The 19,442-nt window shown below is 54.1% G+C and carries 19 protein-coding genes; all 19 read right to left on the bottom strand.

The features are described 5' to 3' along the window. Positions 1-179 precede the first annotated feature (179 nt). The 19 genes from larB to ACKU4E_RS16235 all read right to left on the bottom strand — a co-directional run bounded on the left by larB (position 180) and on the right by ACKU4E_RS16235 (position 19,379). Positions 180-962 (bottom strand): nickel pincer cofactor biosynthesis protein LarB, encoded by a 783-nt coding sequence (gene larB, locus ACKU4E_RS16145; RefSeq protein WP_320172107.1) that lies wholly within the window; start codon positions 960-962, stop codon positions 180-182. An 18-nt stretch (positions 963-980) separates the two neighbouring features. Then, the gene (gene larE / locus ACKU4E_RS16150; RefSeq protein WP_320172108.1) at positions 981-1,778 is read right to left on the bottom strand and encodes an ATP-dependent sacrificial sulfur transferase LarE; all 798 of its coding nucleotides are present in this window, start codon (positions 1,776-1,778) and stop codon (positions 981-983) included. Beyond that, positions 1,775-3,148, bottom strand: coding sequence for a nickel pincer cofactor biosynthesis protein LarC (larC, locus tag ACKU4E_RS16155; RefSeq protein ID WP_320172109.1), 1,374 nt, complete (start codon positions 3,146-3,148; stop codon positions 1,775-1,777). Before larC ends, larE begins: the two co-directional genes overlap by 4 nt. 184 nt (positions 3,149-3,332) lie before the next feature. Beyond that, positions 3,333-5,447: a SpoIIE family protein phosphatase gene (locus ACKU4E_RS16160; RefSeq protein ID WP_320172110.1), complete on the bottom strand. Its 2,115-nt coding sequence runs from the start codon at positions 5,445-5,447 to the stop codon at positions 3,333-3,335. A 75-nt stretch (positions 5,448-5,522) separates the two neighbouring features. Further along, positions 5,523-6,761, bottom strand: coding sequence for a 4-coumarate--CoA ligase (locus ACKU4E_RS16165; RefSeq protein ID WP_320172111.1), 1,239 nt, complete (start codon positions 6,759-6,761; stop codon positions 5,523-5,525). Between the two features lies 1 nt (position 6,762). Further along, entirely contained in the window at positions 6,763-7,704 is a 942-nt protein-coding gene (locus ACKU4E_RS16170) for a beta-ketoacyl synthase chain length factor (protein ID WP_320172112.1), read from the bottom strand. After that, on the bottom strand, positions 7,701-8,885 hold the full coding sequence (locus ACKU4E_RS16175; RefSeq protein WP_320172113.1) for a beta-ketoacyl-[acyl-carrier-protein] synthase family protein: 1,185 nt from the start codon (positions 8,883-8,885) through the stop codon (positions 7,701-7,703). The genes ACKU4E_RS16170 and ACKU4E_RS16175 overlap by 4 nt, the downstream gene beginning before the upstream one ends. Further along, positions 8,885-9,163: a phosphopantetheine-binding protein gene (locus ACKU4E_RS16180; protein ID WP_320172649.1), complete on the bottom strand. Its 279-nt coding sequence runs from the start codon at positions 9,161-9,163 to the stop codon at positions 8,885-8,887. Before ACKU4E_RS16180 ends, ACKU4E_RS16175 begins: the two co-directional genes overlap by 1 nt. An 8-nt stretch (positions 9,164-9,171) precedes the next feature. Beyond that, positions 9,172-10,131, bottom strand: a complete 960-nt coding sequence (locus tag ACKU4E_RS16185; protein ID WP_320172114.1) for a lysophospholipid acyltransferase family protein — start codon at positions 10,129-10,131, stop codon at positions 9,172-9,174. An 18-nt stretch (positions 10,132-10,149) separates the two neighbouring features. Then, the gene (locus ACKU4E_RS16190) at positions 10,150-11,445 is read right to left on the bottom strand and encodes a DUF2062 domain-containing protein (protein ID WP_320172115.1); all 1,296 of its coding nucleotides are present in this window, start codon (positions 11,443-11,445) and stop codon (positions 10,150-10,152) included. 109 nt (positions 11,446-11,554) lie between these two features. Beyond that, on the bottom strand, positions 11,555-12,895 hold the full coding sequence (locus ACKU4E_RS16195) for a lipid biosynthesis B12-binding/radical SAM protein (RefSeq protein ID WP_320172116.1): 1,341 nt from the start codon (positions 12,893-12,895) through the stop codon (positions 11,555-11,557). A gap of 4 nt (positions 12,896-12,899) precedes the next feature. Beyond that, the gene (locus ACKU4E_RS16200; protein ID WP_320172117.1) at positions 12,900-13,358 is read right to left on the bottom strand and encodes an acyl-CoA thioesterase; all 459 of its coding nucleotides are present in this window, start codon (positions 13,356-13,358) and stop codon (positions 12,900-12,902) included. After that, complete coding sequence (locus ACKU4E_RS16205) at positions 13,358-13,744, bottom strand: 3-hydroxyacyl-ACP dehydratase (protein ID WP_320172118.1); 387 nt, start codon at positions 13,742-13,744, stop codon at positions 13,358-13,360. Before ACKU4E_RS16205 ends, ACKU4E_RS16200 begins: the two co-directional genes overlap by 1 nt. A gap of 1 nt (position 13,745) precedes the next feature. Continuing rightward, positions 13,746-14,288, bottom strand: a complete 543-nt coding sequence (locus tag ACKU4E_RS16210) for a hypothetical protein (protein ID WP_320172119.1) — start codon at positions 14,286-14,288, stop codon at positions 13,746-13,748. Between the two features lie 207 nt (positions 14,289-14,495). After that, positions 14,496-16,877, bottom strand: a complete 2,382-nt coding sequence (locus ACKU4E_RS16215; RefSeq protein ID WP_320172120.1) for an MMPL family transporter — start codon at positions 16,875-16,877, stop codon at positions 14,496-14,498. Positions 16,878-16,879: 2 nt separating this feature from the next. After that, positions 16,880-17,524, bottom strand: coding sequence for an outer membrane lipoprotein carrier protein LolA (locus ACKU4E_RS16220; RefSeq protein WP_320172121.1), 645 nt, complete (start codon positions 17,522-17,524; stop codon positions 16,880-16,882). Positions 17,525-17,534: 10 nt separating this feature from the next. Next, on the bottom strand, positions 17,535-17,963 hold the full coding sequence (locus tag ACKU4E_RS16225) for a 3-hydroxylacyl-ACP dehydratase (RefSeq protein ID WP_320172122.1): 429 nt from the start codon (positions 17,961-17,963) through the stop codon (positions 17,535-17,537). A gap of 189 nt (positions 17,964-18,152) precedes the next feature. Beyond that, the gene (locus tag ACKU4E_RS16230) at positions 18,153-18,566 is read right to left on the bottom strand and encodes a hypothetical protein (protein WP_320172123.1); all 414 of its coding nucleotides are present in this window, start codon (positions 18,564-18,566) and stop codon (positions 18,153-18,155) included. Positions 18,567-18,605: 39 nt separating this feature from the next. Then, complete coding sequence (locus ACKU4E_RS16235; protein ID WP_320172124.1) at positions 18,606-19,379, bottom strand: lysophospholipid acyltransferase family protein; 774 nt, start codon at positions 19,377-19,379, stop codon at positions 18,606-18,608. Positions 19,380-19,442 lie beyond the last annotated feature (63 nt).

A 19,442-nucleotide genomic window follows, 5' to 3' on the forward strand; every position in this document is an offset into this window, starting at 1 on the left:
TCTCTCCCTTTAGTTGCTGGCGGGTCTGGATGAAAATCCGGGCCCGCTTCGTGCTGTTGACGGATCAATATCTGCTGCGTTGCTGAGAACAGTATGAAATTCACGCATGCCTATCTGCGCTTGTTTCCTTAAGTCTTGCTTAGACGCACTTAACAGAATGCAACCTTTCGTATTTGCGATCACCCCTCTGTCTCGTTATCGCTATGGTGTTCGAGCAGCCGGTTTATCTTGCAGGCCGCACAGGCCGCACCGAAGCCGTTATCTATATTGACCACAGTGACTCCGCTGGCGCAGGAGGTAAGCATGCCCAGCAGGGCGGAAAGACCGGAAAAGTTGGCTCCGTAGCCAACCGAGGTCGGGACGGCTATAATCGGCCGGTCCACTAGTCCACCGATGACGCTGGAAAGGGCTCCTTCCATGCCAGCAATAACTACCAGAACCGAAAAGGATCTTATTTCATCGATACGGTGAAAGAGCCGGTGGATTCCGGCCACGCCGATATCCGAAATTATGGTGGCCCGGTTACCGAACATTTCGCAGGTCACGGCGGCTTCCTCGGCCACGTGCAGATCCGATGTTCCGGCGGTGATTATGCCGACATGTCCGGGGCCGTATTTTACTTCCCCTGTCCTGCACACCAGAGTCCGTGCCGATGGGTTGTACTGCGCGTCCGGAAGCCTTGTAATAACGTAATCAGCCGTTTCCGGGGGAATACGGGTTGCCAGTACGTTGCTGCGTGTACACATTTCTGCGAAGATTTCCGCCACCTGTTCAGGTGTCTTGCCTGCCCCGTAGATAACTTCCGGGAAGCCGTTGCGCAGGCTGCGGTGATGGTCGATTTTGGTGTGGCCCAGATCCTGAAAAGGGAGGTCCCGGAGCAGGTCCAGAGCCCGGTCCGGCTCTATGCCCCCGTCTCGGACATCCTGCAGAATTTTTTTCAGTCTTTCATCCGAATTATCCATGATATTCGCCCGTCATATTCATTTGCGGTTGAGGCTGCCCATGCTGTAGCCGCCGAGGTCCAGTGTTACAAAATGATAGCCGATCTTTTTCAGCGCGGCATCAATACCATGGAGTTCATTTGCTTCGGCAAACTCCGTTATCCTGTCTTTGGGAACCTCGATGCGGGCAATTTCACCGTGATGGCGGACGCGTACCGCAGGAAATCCCAGATCCGATAACAGGTTTTCCGCTTCTTCCACCTGCCGCAGATCATGGTCGTTCACCGGCGTATCCACGGGCATGCGTGAAAGCAGACAGGCGAAGGACGGTTTGTTCCAGGTAGGCAGTCCGGCCCTGCGTGAGAGTTCCCTGATCTCGGCCTTGGTCAACCCGGCCTCCACAAAGGGGCTTATTATTTCCAGTTCGCGCAGGGCCTTGAGTCCGGGCCGGTAGTCTCCGAGGTCGTCAGTGTTGGTGCCGTCCAGCACATGGAGGAAACCGTATTCCTGCGCTGTCTCGATCATTTTTCCGAACAGGAGTTTCTTGCATGTATAGCAGTGGTCCGGCGGATTCAGGCGCAGCTCTTCCGGAAAGGGCAGGCTGATCACAATGTGTTTGATGCCTGAGGCCGTTATGAAACGTTCCGCCTCGTCCAGTTCCCGCTGTGGCACATAGGGCGTTGCAACCGTTGCCGCCATGACCCTTTCGCCAAGCACCCGTGAAGCTGCGTGCAGGAGCAGGGTGCTGTCCACGCCGGCGGAATAGGCTACCAGCGCTCCGCCTGTCCTTGCGAGGACGGTCTGCAGTTTTTCATGTTTTTCGTCAAGGTCGTTCATATTTTTCTGTATTTGCCGATCTGCAGATAGACTTCTCCCAGAGGGATGTTGTGTTTTTGGGCCAGTTCCCGGCAGTCTTCCAGTTCGGGCTTTGAGCGGATGACTTTTCCGTCCAGAATGGCGTTTTTCATGGTCACACTGCCCAGCGGGGTTTCCAGCTTCTCAAATGAAATATCAAGTACCGACTTTTCGATGGTAATGCTTTTGATTCCCAGTGTGGTCGTGTGCCGGAAGATCAGCCGCTTGAAACGGTTTTCATCTTCGGCGTTGCAGAGGATGGACAGGGTGGTGGCAGGCCGGTTCTTTTTCATGACAATGGGGGTGAAGTGGACGTCTCTTGCCCCTTCTTCCATGAACAGGTCCATGGCCACGCCGAGCATTTCCGCGGTCATATCGTCTATGTTGCACTGCAGCAGCCGTGAGGGAACAGAGTCCGGCAGCATGTCCGCTGTTTCGGTTTCTGCCAGTTGCACACGCAGAACGTTCGGGATTTCGTTATCCCGGTGACCTATCCCGTAGGCGGTTTTTTGCAGCGAGATGGAAGGTGAATCAGTGAATCTGTCGGTCAGCACCGCAAGTATGGCCGCCCCCGTGGGGGTTGCTGTTTCCTTTTTCACTGCTCCGCGGGTGGTGGGACATTCCTTTAAAATTTCGCATGTGGCCGGTGATGGAACCGGCATTCTGCCGTGGGCGCAGTCCACGAATCCTCCGCCAAGTTCAATGGGCGAACACCAGACCTCGTCTATATCGAGCTGGTGGAAGCAGATGGCCGCGCCGACGATGTCCACAATCGAATCTATTGCCCCGACCTCATGGAAATGCACCTCGTACAGCCCTTTTCCATGTATTCTGGATTCAGCTTCGGCAACTTTTTTGAATATTGCCAGACTTGTTTCCTTGACCAAGTCATCCAGATCGCTTGAATTGATTATTTTTTCAATGTCTGCAAGGTTTCTATGTTCGTGATGATGGTGCGCGTGTCCTTGATCGTGTTTATGTTCGTGCCCGTGCCCGTGCCCATGCGCTTGTCCGTGTTCATGATGATGGTGTTCATGCTCTTCGTGGCCGTGCGTATGGACGTGCTCATGGGTATGTACATGTGAGTGCTCATGCTCTTTTGAGTGTACGTGGTCGTGTTCATGAGCATGATCATGCTCTTCGTGATGGTGTGGAGTAAGCTCGACATCCACGCGGGTGCCGCAGATTCCTTTTCTGGAATCACGGGAAATTCTGAGGCGGAATTCATCGTCAAGACCGAGTTTGGAAAGTTCTGATTTCAGCAGTTCGGGGTCAACACCGAGGTCGATCATGGCGGCCATGTTCATGTCGCCGCTTATTCCTGAAAAGCAGTCGTAGTAGAGTATGTTCATTGGGCTCCGTGTCCGGCTGCGGCCGGGATATTATTGTCATTCCGCATATCAGAGGCGGGATTGATTTGTCTTTTTCCGTTGCAGCAGTATAACTTTGTGCAGGAGAACCTGCCGGAATCAAGGGACGGCTTTGCTTTCAGCTTCCTTTTTACATATCAGCCGATGTCCAGCTAGGCATCAAACTTTATGATGATGTTTCGGTCCGTTTAACTTTTATGACCACCAGTGTCTCATCGTCTTCCGGAGTCCGTCCCTGCTGGTAGTTCTTTATTTCCTCAAAACAGGCTTCGAGAAGTTCCGGTCCGCTCATTCCTGCATTCCGGCGTATGAAATCCTTGAGCCTTTCGCGTCCGTAAAGTTCTCCTGAAGGATTGCGGGCTTCGGTAATCCCGTCTGTGTTCATGAATACGATATCACCCGGATCAAGCGGGCCTGTTCTGCGCTGGGAATATTCGAATTCCTCCATTACCCCGAGGGCCATTCCTTCCCCTACCAGTTCCGTGAATTCGTCCTTTTCCGGCGAGTATATCAGGGCCGGTTCGTGACCGGCGCGGATCCAGGTAAGCATCCGGTCGGCCGGGTTTATGTGCAGGTAGAAAAGGGTCATGAATCTGCCGCTGATGCGTACATCTCCGGTCAGAAGGCGGTTGAGGTCCTCAATGAGCTCCTGAGGTGAGCCTCCCATGTATTCCCGCATGCGCAGCAGGGCCCGTGCGGTGGTCATGACCAATGCCGCTGCCACGCCGTGCCCGGCTACATCTCCAACCACAACCGAGAGTCCTGTTTCGTCGCGCAGGTAATCCAGATAGTCTCCGCCTGTCTCATCGCAGGAGATGCTGCGGCCCACAATTTCGAATCCTGCAAGCAGCGGGCTGTAGTTGGGCAGCAGACTCTGCTGTACCTCCTGCGCCATGGTCAGGGATTCCTTCATGATCAGGTTGTGTTTCTTTATCTTGCTATTCGCTGCCGCAAGGTCGGCGCTGGTACGTTTGAGGACGTGGGTGAACGATTCCTTCTGCATTTCCAGGCGGTGCTGGCTTTCCACGGCCCGCCTGAGCTTTGTCTCCATCAGCTCCTGCTGTTCCGCCGGGGTCGAACAAGTTCTTTTCCGTTTGTGCGGGCAAAAGTCCGTGGCGGTATTATTTTCTTCTCCCATGAGCAGTGCCACAAGTGTGCAGTTGTGCAGTCTGGGATTGTGCCCCTTCGAAAGCGCGGCAATCTCTCCGTAGGTATAGAATCCCGAAACGGGGATGTTTTCCGGCAGCACCTCCTGAGCCTGCACCAGTTCTTCCTTTGTACGCATGCCGAGAATCCAGCGTCTGGAAGTACACGAGAACAAGAGGGCGGCCTGTGGAGCCCAATGGCCCTCAATACTGCGGTACAGCTCGTCCACCTTTTCCCTGAGGTTTGAGAGCAGTCTGCTCGGCGTTGCTTCCGTAAGCCGGATGGTGCTGCCCTCGGGAATGGCTATCGCCGTGGTTATGGAGCCGTCTGATTCATCGAAATCCCTGGTTGATCTAAGGTGGTAGCGGCCGTTTTCATCGAATAGGGCCAGAGGCATTTCCGGGAGAGGCCGGGCATACGGGCCGAAGGCATCGCGGAAAAATTCAAGGGCCGGGCGTCCGGCTATGCGGTTGATTATGTTTCCGTCCGCGCTGTCCACCGTCCCCTTGTAACCTACCGGGTCCCAGCTGTTGCAGATTGTGGTTTCCATGCGCAGAGGGCCTGAAAAAAGGAGGATGGACATACCGTGCTCGGATGGGCCGGAGGAATGGAACAGTTTCGGACCGCAGGGACTCAGAACGTCCGTTCCGGCCATACCCCCGGTAATTACGCATTCCGGACCGAGCGCTGAGCGCAGTTCCTTCATGCAGAAACCTTTGACCATCTGGCGTGTCTCCACAAAAACAATGCAGCCTGCCGGAGGTCCGTCAAGGCCGGGCAGTGCTTCCGCCAGTATTTCGCTTATTGCCTCTTTGTGTCTTCCCGAAATTTCGGCTGAATATCCGGCAGACATGGAGATAGTGTCGGAGGCAAACAGGATCAGGCAGATGGAGTCCTGGCTGAATCCGTGCGCGGAACTCATTTCCCCGTCCGTGGTGCATCCGGTCAGTTGCAGGCCGGGGAAAGCATTCAGTATTTCGCGTACTGTGACAGCATGATCAAAATGGTCGGCACTGAAAATAATACCTGCGGACGGTTTAAGCCCGTCCAATTGTTCCTTGCATCTGGACAGAACACAGGCAACGGTTCTAGAGGTGTCCGTTCCTTCAGCCTGTCCGACAACGGCTTTAAACATGCGGAGTCTCCATTTGTGTCGGCCCGGATATTTTGGCCATAAGGTTAGATGCTGATCCCAGTTGCGGGCAAGTGTTTATTTCATCTGCCCGGAATCTTCTTTCTGTGCGGTTTTTGCGGAAGAATTCCAGTCCGCAAGCTTGCCCATGGCGGAGCGGGGCAGGGATGGGCCGAAGCTGTAGGAACCGGGACGCTCCGCAACCGGCAGTGCTGCAGCTTTGCGGCGCAGGTCTGCTTCAAGTCCATCGGCAAGTCCACCGGTAAGGTCGCCGGCTTTGATCACTTTTTCAGGTACAATGAAAATTTTCAGTCTTTCGCCTTCATCTTGGCGCATGAGTCTGACAGAACAGTCCCGGACCTGTTCAAAGCTTCGGAAAAAGTTTTCGACTTTTGAGGGATACACGTTGATTCCACCGACCTGAACGGCGTTGTCCGTTCTTCGTATCGGGCGGAACTCCGTTTCGCCGGTCCATTCCAGATTGTCCTGAAGCGTGAATGAAGTGACTCCCGCGTTTTCCGGGTGGTTACGAGCCAGTGTGTCCTGCCCTGTTTTCTGCCAGTGTGGCAGTAGACGGTAACAGTCATCCGGATCGTGACGGTAACCGACCCCGCCGGTTTCCGAGGACCCGTAAACTTCGGTCATGCGATCAAGTCCCTTGGCGCGCAGACCTTTGATTACATCCGCCGGACATGGACCTGTGGAGGTCACGCCGTATACATCAGGTGGAAAGGATACCGGAAGCTGTCCCAGTTTGTTCCACAGCAGCGGGAAGGCGATGACCAGATCACCGGGCGCGAGGCTTTCCACAAGTCCGGATGTGGGCAGGGAGAACTTTGCCGTTACCGGTATATCCAGTGCTTTCGGCAGCAGAATGGAGAACAGGAACCCGTAAATATGGTGCGGCGGAACCATGTTTATGATTCTTTTGCGTCCCGGATAAATTTCTGCCTGAGAGCGGATTTCCTGATTGAGATCGGCAAAGGGGGAAGCGTTCGGACTCGGGATTCCGGTGCTTCCGGAAGTGAAAAATGTAAGTTGGTCGGGGCTGCCTTCGGTTGCGGAAAAGACGGCTTCCGCCATCCGGCCGACGCTCAGTCCTGCCAGCCCGGTCTGCGGTTCAAATCCGAACTGCACGGCTATGCGTTCAAGGACTGCCTCGCAGTCGGGAATGATTTTTCCGTCCGGGATAAAGCTGTCATCAAGAATTCCGTTACGGGTATTGTCCAGTTGCCGGGCATAATCCATCCCGGCCAGCAGGGCGGAGGAGATCATTTGCCGGATGTCTTCTTCGGTAAGGGTCAGCGGTCTGGACATTTTATTCTCCGTTTTTTCGGATTCGGATCAGGCCGAAATTCTTCCCGTTTTTTTCAAGGCAGCAGGCCGCGCCGTGTGCCCTGGCATAAAATGATGCCGCGGCCAGTTCCAGACCTGCGGCTGTGGGCTGATCGGCTTTTACTGCCGATGCGGCTTGAAGACCGCATTTTACCATTTCCGGCAGGGTTCTGGCCGGAACGAAGAAAGGCCCTGAATAGTCCTGCCTGGCAAGCTCTTCGACCGTGATGGTTTGTGTCCCAATGCATCCATAGTCGGTGGTACACCCCTGCGCTGCCGAAAGAAGAAAGAAGCCTGCACTGTCGATGACCGGAAGATGGTCGGCGGACATTCCTTTTTCTGCAAGTATTCTGCGTGTGTTGTCTTCCAGCAGGGGGGTGCTTTCATCCACCGTCCCAAGCAGAACCCGCTCGGCTCTGCCTTCGGCCAGCCAGCAGGCAGCGGTCATGAGACCTGCCGCAAGGGGAGCGCGGGGCTGGCAGATTGTCGTATACGGGCAGTTGCCGCCGAGAAACATGGCCAGTGTCGCCGCCGGAATGTTGTGCACCGAGTGTGAAAAGGACAGCGGCGATGCGCACCCCGGTCCGAAGTCGATCATGGAGTCCAGAAATTCAAAGACGGTCTGTGCCGGGCCATATCCGGAACTGATGATTATGGCGGTGTTGTCCGGAAGTTTCGGCAGTGTCTCTTCATCCGTTTCCGGAACACTGTCCCGCAGGGCCCGGCAGGCCGCAAGCATGCTCATGCGGGTGAAGTGGTCCACCCGGCGCAGCTTTCGCGGCGGAAAAATTTTGTCCAGTTCGGAGGTCTCGGCCTTTGTTTCGGAAGGCGTGAGCGGTTGTCCTTCAAGCGCCGCACGGCATAAGCTGTCGCGGTCCATGTCGGCGGCAACTATGCCTATTCCTTCAATGGAGAGACTGATCATGCCTCGGCCCTCCTGAAGACCAGTGCGGAGTTGTTGCCCCCGAAGGCCAGTGAATCGGAGAGTGCGAATTCGGCGTCCGTTTCCAGAGGGTGTGCAAGCGGGATGATGCCGGTTTCCTGGTCCGCATCCCTGAAGCCGGATGTGGGCATAATTAGCCCCCGGCGCAGTGCTTCGACGGTCATAACCGCTTCGATGGCTCCGGCCGCTCCCAGTGTGTGCCCTGTGTATCCCTTGGTTCCGGTAATTGTCGTTCCGGGGAACATTTTCCGCATGACCTGACCTTCGACCCGGTCGTTATTGTCCGTTCCGGTTCCGTGGGTGTTGATGAAGCCTATCTGGTTTGCATGCAGGTCGCTGCGTTTCAAAGCTTCCCCGATAGCCTTCCGCAGACCGATCCCCTGCGGATGCGGGGCGGTGAGATGATGAGCGTCACAGCAGGTCCCGTAACCGAGAATGCTGCCCAGAGATTTTCTGCCGAGTTTTTTCAGGCCGTTTTCGTCTGTCAGTAGAAGTACGGCCGCTCCTTCCCCCAGATTAAGTCCCTTCCTGTTCACATCGAAGGGACGGCATTTTTCCGGGCCGGTTATCATCAGCCGGGAGAATCCTGTGTAGGAAATGCTGCTCAGGGCATCGGCCCCTCCGGCGAGCACGGCGTCGCAAAGCCCCTGCCTTATCCATGAAGCTGCGATGCCTATGGCGTCGGTTCCTGATGAGCAGGCGTTGGTCACAGTTTGAGCCGGACCGGTGAAGCCAAGATATTCGGCCAGACACAGGGCCGGATTGCTGTGCAGGTAACTGCGGATGATGCCGAGATCGGGGGATTCCCCTTCCCGCCACTGCTGGTAGAAGGGCTTGAAATTAAGTGACGCTCCTGTGGAAGAGCCTATGCAGGTGCCTATGCGCAGTTGTCCGGAATTTCCCTTGTTTATTCCAGCCTGAGCACACGCTTCCCGCGCAGCCGTCAGGAGAATTCGCATGGTGTCGGTCAGCAGTGTCTGCGGGCTGTCCAGCCATGCGCGGTCCACGGCAAAAACAGGTGAAACCATCTCCTGCTCGAGAGGCAGGGGAGGATCAAATGTCGGAGTTACCTGCCCGCGGGTCATGGTTTCAAAGCAGGTTTCAGTGTCCCTGCCGGCCGCGCATACGCAGCCAGTTGCACAGATGCTTACAGGGAGATCCATCAGGAAGCCTGGCGTTCCTTTATAAAATCGGCAAGGCTGTTGATGGACTGGAAAGCTGCCCTGCCCTCATCCATGTTCTTGATTTCAACATTGAAATTCTTCTGGACCAGCACGACGATTTCAACAGCATCAAGGGAATCCAGTCCGAGTCCTTCCCCGAACAGGGGGGCATCGTCCTCAATTTCGTCAACGCTTACATCCACGAGGTTCAGTTCCTCGATAAGAAGTTCCTTAAGTCTGGTATGCAATTTGTCCTCTCGGTATTTATATCGGGCAATTCGGCCCGTTAATGCCACATGTCATAAAAATTGTAGAACTGGTACGGATAATCGGTGCAGAATTCTTCCAGCTTCCGGGCATAGGCTTCGGCATAAGGTACGAATGCCTGAGGTCCGCGCACGGCGCCCTTGTCCGCGTCATGCGGAACATGCATGACTTCCGAAATCCGGAAAGTTCCCCTGCCGGGCCCCGTGCGTGCCGAAAAAACAACCGCAACGGGTGTACCCGTTCCTGCCGCTATCTTGTACGCGCTGATGGGCAGCCTTATTTTTCCGCCCAGAAAATCCGTTTCCACCGTGTGCCGCTCACTGCCGAAGGTCCTGTCCGCGTTGATGCACAGCACAGCCCCGCTATTAAGCGCATTGATCATCTCAATGGTTCCGCCCAGCGGAGCCGAGGGATTGATCACGGTTATATCCTGAGCACCGCTTCCGCCTTCCGCTCCCGGAGTTTTCCATTTGAAGGAGTGTCTGTCCACATCTCCCTTGCCGGTCAGCATCAGTATCGCCTTCGGAGCGTCAAGAAAATCAAGATAGGAAATCCCCATCTGCCAGCAGCCGGCATGAGCGGTCAGCAGAATGATCTTTCCATATTCAGCGTAGAGTCTGCGCAGTTTTTCCTTGTCCTCTTCGGACCCATACGCCTCGAATCTGCCCGTAATCCTTAGCACGGCCCTGTCCACAAGCATGGTTCCGAAATTCCAGTACAGCCGGAAAGTATGCAGAAAAAGCTTCGGGCCACCGGTGCAGCCGAATCTCCGTGATATGTATGCGGCAGGCCTTTTGCTGATTTTCGGCAGCAGGCAGTAGAAGCAGACCACGAAAAACAGCAGAAAATAGGCGCTATGCCTTCCGGCCAGCCGTATGGTTGCATAAAAGATACGGTGGAAAAATGCCGGGGCCATGCTTCTGCCGTCCCATTTTTCCGTGCGCCCGTCTTCCGGGCTGTGTCCGTGCCTGCTGTTCACTTCTTTGTCCACATAAAATTATAGCGGTTTAATACTCAAAAACCGTTTAATAATAAAGGCCATAATGTAGATTGAAAGCCCCACGGCCAGCGCAAACGCAGGACCGAGCACAAGGGAGCCGAGCACCCATTCGGCAAAGCGTTCAAGAGCCTCATAACCGAGCGTCTTCAGTGAAATTTCGGTCAGGAACTGTCCATGGCGCATGAAGTACCCGGCCTCAATGCACAGCGCCGGAACAAACGGCGGCATGCACAACTGGCTGACCGCAAGACCGGTTATCTTGCTGAGCCTGAAAAATCCGCAGACCAGAATGATTGCAATGGAATGCATGGCTATAAGCGGAAGCGTGCCCAGCAGCATGCCCACCGCACCGGCAATTGCCAGCCGGAAAGGGGTCTCGTCCTGCGCCAGCAGTATGCGCAGGGATTTCATGGGGTGTATGGGCGTTATCTTTCCTTCCTCGTCCCGGCCGTAGCTGCGGTGCGGAAGGGGAACGAATGATCTCGCCGTAAGTCTTGTATTCAAAAGCGATATGCGGATGTTGTCCTTCAAAACATCGAAATGCGAAACCCGCTGATCCGCCGGGGGATAAAAGACCCGGATCGGGACATCCAGAAGCTCGTAACCGGCCCAAGCGGATTTGACCAGCACCTCCACCTCAAAGGCGTATCTTCGCTCGTAAGTCCTGACCACCGAAAATATTTCCAGCGGATAGGCCCGGAACCCGCTCTGCACATCGTCCAGTCTGGTCCCGGTCTGGACACGCAGCCAGAAATTGGAAAACCTGCGTCCGAATTTCGATGCTCCGGGAACGTCCTGACCCTCGAATTGCCTGCTGCCCACAAAAACGGCCAGAGGATTGGATTCCATCGCCTGCAGGAAAGCCGGAATGTCCTCCGGGAAATGCTGGCCGTCGGCATCAATGGTTATAATGTGCGTCTTCCCCGCCTCCGCAGCCCATTTCGCAGCCGTCAGAACTGCCTGACCCTTGCCCCGATTCTTTTCATGCCGGACCACCGTAACACCAAGGTCCGCAACCGACTCCGCCCCGCCGTCCGTGCTGCCGTCATCAACAACCAGCACCTCCCCGTATGCAAGGCAGCGCATCGCCACGTCCCGCAACGAAGAACCGTGGTTGTAAACAGGTATGACTATCAGCGGCTTTAGCTGGAAGAGAGTTGTTGATGCGCCTTGCGCTTTTGTCGATTTGATTTCGCCTCCGGCGGCCAAAGGAGCAAGCCCCTTTGGAATCCCCATCGGGCTTTCATGTTCTTTTTTCGGTACGTTTTTCGTTGATTGTTTGTCTTTATCCAATGGTAGATTTCCGTTTCCGGTCGCGAAGCCCGTTGAAAGTTTTTGAAGAGTCCAGAGAAACTTTTTTCAAAAAGTTTCTTTGGCCCCCGGAGGGACCGCCGGTAGGCATTCAGTCGTTGAACCTTATAAGCCGGTCCCACATTATGCCTCGGAACCCAAATTTTTTCATTATATTGATCCGCTGCTGTCCTTCATCCGGGGGGAAGAGGCGATCCCGCCTTCCATGGAAACCTTCGGTAATGACCCGGTTCATTTCATCTTTGTCCAGATGCGGGGAAAAGTAGTAAAACGGTTCGAGCAGCGGTTGCTCACTGGAAACCAGGCCTTCTTTGATTGCGCGCTTAAAGAGCGGGGTTCCCTTGTGCAGCCGGACCCCGGAAAAGGCGAAGACCGCACAGTTTTTCAGGGCGTTCATGTTGGTTATGCCTTCGCGCACTGTTTCCATGGTTTCGTCCGGTCCTCCGAAGATTACGAAATGGGCACAGGGAATTTTGCGGGAGACGAGCAGATCGTTGAAGGCCGTCACTTCTTCGTAGTTGAATCCTTTGTTGAGGCCGCGCATGGTGGTGTCTGTCGTTGCGTCGGTACCGACTTCCACGGCGTTCATGCCGGATCGTTTGAGCAGGTCCAGTTCATCCGGTTCTATGCTGGCAGGCTGGAAAAAACCGCACCACCTGATGTCCAGTCCGCGCCGGACAATTTCTTCGGCCACCTGCAGGTAATGTCCGGCCTTGTCGTTGAAGACCGAGTCGGTGAAGAAGAAATCAGTTGCGCCGCACCCGCACAGTTTTTCTATTTCATCCCCCACGCTTTTTACATTGCGCAAGCGCATTTTGCGGCCTTCCAGATAGGGATAGGTGCAATAGGAGCAGCAATGTTCGCAGCCGCGTTTGGTCTGCACGCTCACCACACCGCTTTCGGCCATGTAGTAATCAAGCAGTTCACTACTCCAGAGCGGGGCGGGTATTTCATTGCCGGGGATTCCTTTTTCCGGGCCGAAGATACGGTCCGGTTCCTGCCCCTGTTCCAGGCAGGATATGAGGCGGACCATTTTGCGTTCCCCTTCGCCCACAACACCGTAATCCGCTTTAATGAAATTCAGTATTTCTTCCGGAAGCAGGGAAAAACCGGCTCCCCCGGCCAGAATCGGGACGCCGAATTCCTTTGCCACGGTGACTATTTCACGGACCTTTTCCAGATATCCGTTCATGTGCGAGGTAAAGGAGTCCACGTTATCCACGTTGCGGATGGAAATTCCGACATAGTCGGGGGCGAACGCGGCTATTTTTTCCCGAAGAGCGGAAAGGCTCTCCCCGTGTGCTAGCATGTCGTACTGAAAGACCCTGTGCCCTGCCTGAGTGAGGGCTCCGGCGATAACGGACATGCCGATCGGGTAGACCGGATACGGTTCCACATTGGTGTTGGTAGAGATCATGAAGACGGATGACATGGGCTTAGAGCTTCCCTGCCTTCCATTTTTCGCAGAGTTCGGCGAAGAAATCCGGTTGGTACATCATTAGCTCATTGTCTTGGAGAAACAGTTGCACGGTATATCCGGTGGTGACTTTTTCACCGGAAGAATCGCGGATTATGAATTCGTAGTTCATGCGGGCTGCTTCGGTCCAATGCAGAAGGGTTTCAATGCTGAAAGTCTCTCCGAACCGGAGCGGTTTGATGTAGTCTATCTGCATTTTTTTTATGGGAGCGGCAACGCCGTAGCGGTAGAGATCAAGGTAGCCGATGCCGTACTTATCACCCAGAGCAACCCGGCCGTCTTCGAAATATCCGGGATAGCGGCCGTGCCACACTATGTTCATGGGGTCCACTTCCTCGAAGCGCACGGAGCGTTCCACTGTCAACCGCAAGGGGGCCGGAGCATCAGGAATGACCGGGAAATATCCTTTTCTGCTCATTATTCTTCCTCCCGGACAAAGATCAACTGATAGCTGGCGGCAGTTTCTCCATAGACCCGCAGGGTGCAGATGCTGATGCGTTTTGCATCCTTTGTTTTCAGGGAGAGATCAAGGGTCAGTTTTTCTCCCGGTTTGACAGGACGCATGAATTTGCCGCGGGTGACGGTCTCAAGGCGCATCTTTTCACCGGGATACTCCTTTTCAAGAGCTTCGAAGGAGCATATTTCGCCGAGCAGGGTCTGTATTACTCCGGGGAGAATCGGATTTCCGGGAAAATGCCCGTCGAAACCCGGAAAGGATTCCGGGAAGTTGAATTCCCTGCGGTATCCGGCTCCTATCTGTTCAAGGTGGCCGGAACAGGCGGCAATGTGTTGGCGGAGTTCCATATTAGTTTCCTGACCGGGAACCGGAATTTAAAAAGAGTTCCACGGTATAATTTTTACGCGCGTTTTTGATTACAGTGTGTTTGAAAAAAATATGTCCGCCGATTTCCTGCGGCTCTGTTCCAATAGTTTCAAGTCCGGTAAGGACATCCGTTCCGCCCAGAAACATCCGGTAGATACATCTGGATGTCTCTTCTTGAAGAAAAGGTACGGCCCGGGCAAATGGGGAGCTGAAAATTGTTCGTGATTCGAAACCATTGCCGTCAACGGCCCTTATGTCTGCGATAAGCAGCTTTATTCCGAGTTCATTCATTATGATAATTCTGGCCGTTCCGGAGGCAGGCTGCACCCGCAGCATTCCACGCAGCGGCATGCGCCGACCCGCAACATCCAGTACGCCGGAATGTTGAAGCACAAATGTTTCTTCCTCTACATGTGTGTCAGGAACCTGTGCGGATTCCCATTTTGCTTTTCCGGCACATCCCGGACAGGTCAGGGCAACGGTCAGCAGAAACAGGAGTGTGATTGTTTTGCGTAATTTGATCAAATTATTTGGTTTGTTAGTCACTTGGTGTGAATGTTCTGCAAGAGGACAACTCTAAACTATTAGGGATTCCAAAGGGGATAATCATCTCTGCTCTCCATATCCCTAAGACTCGAAGAGGACTTCTCGCCTAAGGGCTGTGGGCCTTTGGCCGCCGGAGGCAAAATCAAATCATCAAAAGCGCGAAGCGCATCAACTACCTGTATCTGCTCATTTAATCCGCAGGAAATGGGGCAGGATGAACACTGCGCAGACGAGCGCGGCACTTATTCCCGCTGCCACGGTTCCGCCGAGCGCGTGCAGGGACGGATGCCGGGCGAAAACCAGCACGCCGAATCCGGCCAGTGTGGTCAGGCCGGATATGGTGACCGCCCTGATTGTGGCCGGTGAGGGCCGTTCCATTTCCTGAAAGACCATGAATATTCCGTAGTCCGCTCCGAGGCCGATGACAAGGGGCAGGGCCACAATATGAAAGATATTCAGCGGAATCGAAAGCATTCCCAGCACTCCGAAGGTGGCGGCCACTCCGAACAGGGCGGGAAAAGTTGCCAGTATTGCACGGCGCGCATCACGGAACATGAACGCGATAAGCCCCGGCACCAGCAGTCCGGACAGGCATATGAACCTGATCACGTCACTTTTCATTTCCTGTTCAAGTGATGCTTTGAACCGTGACTGCGAAACCAGCCGGGCACCGAGTTCCTGTTCCTTCTGACGGGTGTAGTGGGCGGATATGCTGTCGTTATCCGGCAGCATGGTCAGGACCAGACCTGTTCCGTCTGTTGTTTCAGGGATGAACAGGTCCGCCAGAAAGCTTAAAGGACTTTTTTTGAGTGTGGCGGGCGAAAGGTTCGGTTTCCTGTCTGCTGTTTCAAGGACAGCCCGGTCAAAAACGTGCGGGGCGAAGCCGTTTGCTGTTGCGGCCCTGTTCAGCAGGACAGCTGTTTCGTGGATTTTATTTTCGGACCAGAATGAAGCCCATCGCCTGCTGTTTTCGCTTCCGGTTTCCGGTGAAGGCAGGACCGGGGCAATGCTGACGGCTTTTGTTTCCGGCAGGTTGGTTTTAATATCGCGCCAGACTTTTTCGTTGTTCGCCAGCGCCTCCCGGATGTCTTCGCCTTTGGCAAAGATCATGGACTGACCGCGCATGTCGCCCCATTTTTCGTGGAACGCTTTTTCGGTCTTTTTTATTCCTGCGGAGACATAGCCGATGTGCTTGAGCTCGGTATCAAATGAATTGGACATGGCGGCCATGATACCGGCGGCAAGAAAAATGATGGAGATGACGGCTGCGGCTCTGCCGTGTTTTTTGGATGATGCCGACGTTCTGTTTTTTGCGGGCAGGTTGGTGAAGGTGTTGCAGACGGCCGGGATGAATAAAAGCGCGTATGCGCAGGCGGCTATGATTCCGCAGACCGAGAAAGCGGCCAGTTGTCTGATGCCCGGAATGCCGGAAATGAACAGGGCCGCGAAGGATGCGCAGGAAGTGGCGGCGCCGTATAAGATAGGCCGGGTAACCGCATGCATGGCAGCGGCTTTGTCTCCGGGATGTTCCGAGAGGGAGAACCATGTGTGCACGGCGAAATCAATTGATATGCCCATGAGCACCGCGCCGAATCCGATTACGATGGCCGAGAGGTGCGGGTAGAAGAATGCCGCTCCGCCAAGCCCTGCGAGAACGGCGATTCCGGGAGCCGCAAAGACCGTCAGCGCTTCGGTTTTGCGGAAGGCGGCCGCGAACAGCAGCACAAGGGCGCAAAGGGCGATTATGGAGACGGTGAGGATGTCATTTTTTATGATCGCGGCGTTGGCAGCGCTGTATACATGGCCGCTTAATACTGAAATTTCCAGTCCGGGAATCTCCTGTCCGGGATTTTTCGGGCCGAATTTTTCAAGAACCTTTTCCCGGATGTCTTTCATGTGGGAAACAAGGGCGGCCGCTTTTTCCGAATCACTCATGGGTACATGTGAACGGGCTATCAGCAGAAGGCTTTTGCGGTCCTTGCTCAGAAAATATTTGTCCGCAGGATTGAGCTTTGGCAGGTTCTTGAGCGGAGCCAGTTTCTGCAGATATATCGAGCGCAGATCAAGCGGGTCTTCGGCGATTATTTTTTTCATGCCGAATCCGGCCGGGGAAAGCAGCAGCCGTTTTGCCCGTGAGCTTGTTTCAGGAATCGCTTTTTCGGAAGTCAGTTCTTCCAGCTTTTCAACATCCTGTCGGGTGGTCAGAAGGGGGGCGTTGCGCAGCAGGAAATCGATTATGCCCGGAGCGGACGAATCTCCGTAGTTCTGCAGTTCCAGCCGGTTTTTGTCCATCATGCCGGTCAGGGTGTCGGCAACAGTGACCAGTCTGCCCGGTTCGGCCTTGGGTGATGAAATGGATATGAGCACGCTGTCCGCTAGCGGAGCCTTCTGCAGCAGGCGGAAATCTTCGGCTATATGGCCGTCTTCGCCCTGCGGGATCATGGCGGAGATATCTTCTGAAAACGAGGCCCGGAGAAGCGGAAGAGCACAGATGAGCAGGCACAGGATCAGGATGAAGATTGCAGCGGTCCGGCTGACATGGGGGGTGAATCTGCCCGGTGCGGACATTCCTATCTCCTTTCGAAAATTCCGTCCGGTAGCGGCCCGTTGATTTTCACGTTTCTGAAATCAATTCTGGTATAGTCCCCGCCGGGTTCGTGCAGTTCTATGGCCTGCAGGTACGAACCGTCCGCGGAAAAGAAAATTCTGATCATGCTCATGAAGTCACCGGCCGCTTCCGATCTGGGCACAAGTTCCATGATCGCCGGGTCATATCCGGTCATTTTTATGGTGTAGCGGGATGCGAGCCAGTCGATGTTCATGGTGGTCCAGGCCAGAATCTGCTCGGAAATAATAGCCATTTCCGGTGCTGATTCGGTGCTGAACTGTGTCGGCTGCTTTGCCGCTTCGTCCCAGCGCAGACCCTTGTTCCCCTTGAGCAGGAATCCGGAAGCAAAGGGCGTTTCATACTCCCAGCGCAGATTGTCCGGCCGGGCGAAGATGAATCTGCCCGTTGAGATCATTTTGTCCTGAAACAGCGAAATAAAGCTCGTCTGCTCAAAGTCGCTGCTGATGGAGTGCACATTTACCGCATTGGACTTGAGGCGTGTCAGAAACTGCTCCTGCCTGTCTGCACCGGCAAAAGCGCTGCCGGCGAGGAGCAGCAGGGTCAGTGCTGTTGCCGTAAGAATATTTATCAAGTCGCGTGTAAGCATGTCGGGTACATCAATCCTGCGGGACGAACAGTTTTATCTGGCCACCGGCAAGGGGTTTCCCGTCCTGTGAAACAGAACCCTCGACCACGGCAAAGCCGTATATTTCTCCTATGGTGCTGACCGAAATGAGCAGTTCAGAGTCGGTGCCGGGAGAATCTGCCTTATAGATTTCGAAATTCTGTACGCCGACCAGAAAACCTTCCGGAACCGCAAGCCCTTTGCTTATAAATTCATAGCCGCAGACTGCCGCGTATGCCTGGGCAACCAGTTCGATGTAAAAAACAGGCTGTATCCGGCCGTCCGAGTCCCGTGATATTGATTTGCCGTCAAGAACGGCGCTGACCGTTCCGGCCCTGTCCCCGGCAGTGAGCACCTTGTCTATCAACAGCATTGTTCCCCGGTGGGGAAGAAGTTTTTCCGCATTTACTGGTAGTTGCATTTTTTAGTTCCTGTCAGTGAAATTCAGTCTGCCGAAAACGGGAGTTGAGTGCGGCGTTTCAGCCATAGTCTTATCCGGCTGTAAAGTCTGCTTAAAAATACGGGAACGTCCGGAGAGCCTTTTCAAAGGATTCTCCGGACGTTGTCAGTTTTGTTCTGTGAAATATCCGTGTTATTCCATTACGCTTGTTTATGGCTTTGCGGAAGCCTGCGGCATGCTCAGGCGGCTGTTGATTGCCCCGGCGAGATTCTTGACCCATGCATTGTAGTTGCTGTGGATGGTGTCGCCTTTGTGCTTGAGATTGGTGCTGTCCTTGTAGTTGATGCTGTAGTTCTCTGTTGTGTAGGTGATGTCTACTACAGCCTGATGGGAACGTATGTTCAGGGTGGCGACCAGATGGCCGGGCGCAACATCGCTTACCTGCCAGCCGAGGCTGTAGGCCGCGTTGATGATGGCGTTTTTAACGTCATCCATTGTTCTGGCCTGCTGCTGATTGCTGACGATGGGGGCGAGCTCGATGTTCTGGATCGGAGCGGTCCGGCATCCGCCCAGTACGGCGGCGCATAAGATAAGTACCAAGGCGAGAATGCGTAGATGTTTCATTTTCATTTTCCTTTTTAAATTGGTGGTGAATTGAAAATATTACCTGGGATCGTCCTTTTTCAGTTCCCTGATACTGTTGACCATAATTTGTTTGACCGCCCTGCGCAATTCAATATGTGAATTCGGCATGTCTTTGTAATCCTGCGGGTAGACCGGGGGCAGTATTTTTGTCCGGACTCTGGAAGGATTGATGATCAGGGAGTTCTTTTTCAGCATTTCATATGTTCCGGATATGCAAAAGGGAACAACCGGGACATTTTCTTCCATTGCTATATGGAACGGCCCGGAATGAAAACGGCCTGTCTCACCTGTGCGGCTGCGGGTTCCTTCCGGGAAGAACATGAGTGAAATCTTGCGCCTCAGGGCGTTTGACGCCTGTTTTTTTATGGTGTCCAGATCGTCCTTTTCAACGTTGATATACTCGGCCCCGCGCATGTAATACCCGTAAAACGGGATTTTGAACGGCCAGCTACGCACTGCCAGACAGGTCTCTTTTTGCGGTTGCATGGAAATAAGGTAGGGATCGAAAAAGGATTCGTGGTTGGCCACGATGATGCACGGGCAGGGCAGTTCCGTCTGTTCGGGCCATTCAATGTCCACGAAAAGCCCCATTAATTTAACGCTCGTGTACCCGTAGTGCCAGATTATTTCGCGCAGTGTTACGGAGTCCTCCCTGCCGCGGAGACGGGAGTAGAGAATGAATAGCGGGGAGAGCAAAACGCAGATGAGTGTCCAGAGGATAATACAGCCGTATATTCCTGCATTTATCCAGATAAGTTTCAGGATGCGGGGTATTTCTCCAGTACAATTCATAAGGTACAGAACAAAGAAATTATTTTAACAGCTTTAAACTGTTGGTGATTCCAAAGGGTCGCG

The sequence above is a fragment of the Maridesulfovibrio sp. genome (genome assembly GCF_963677005.1).
Taxonomy (GTDB): domain Bacteria; phylum Desulfobacterota; class Desulfovibrionia; order Desulfovibrionales; family Desulfovibrionaceae; genus Maridesulfovibrio.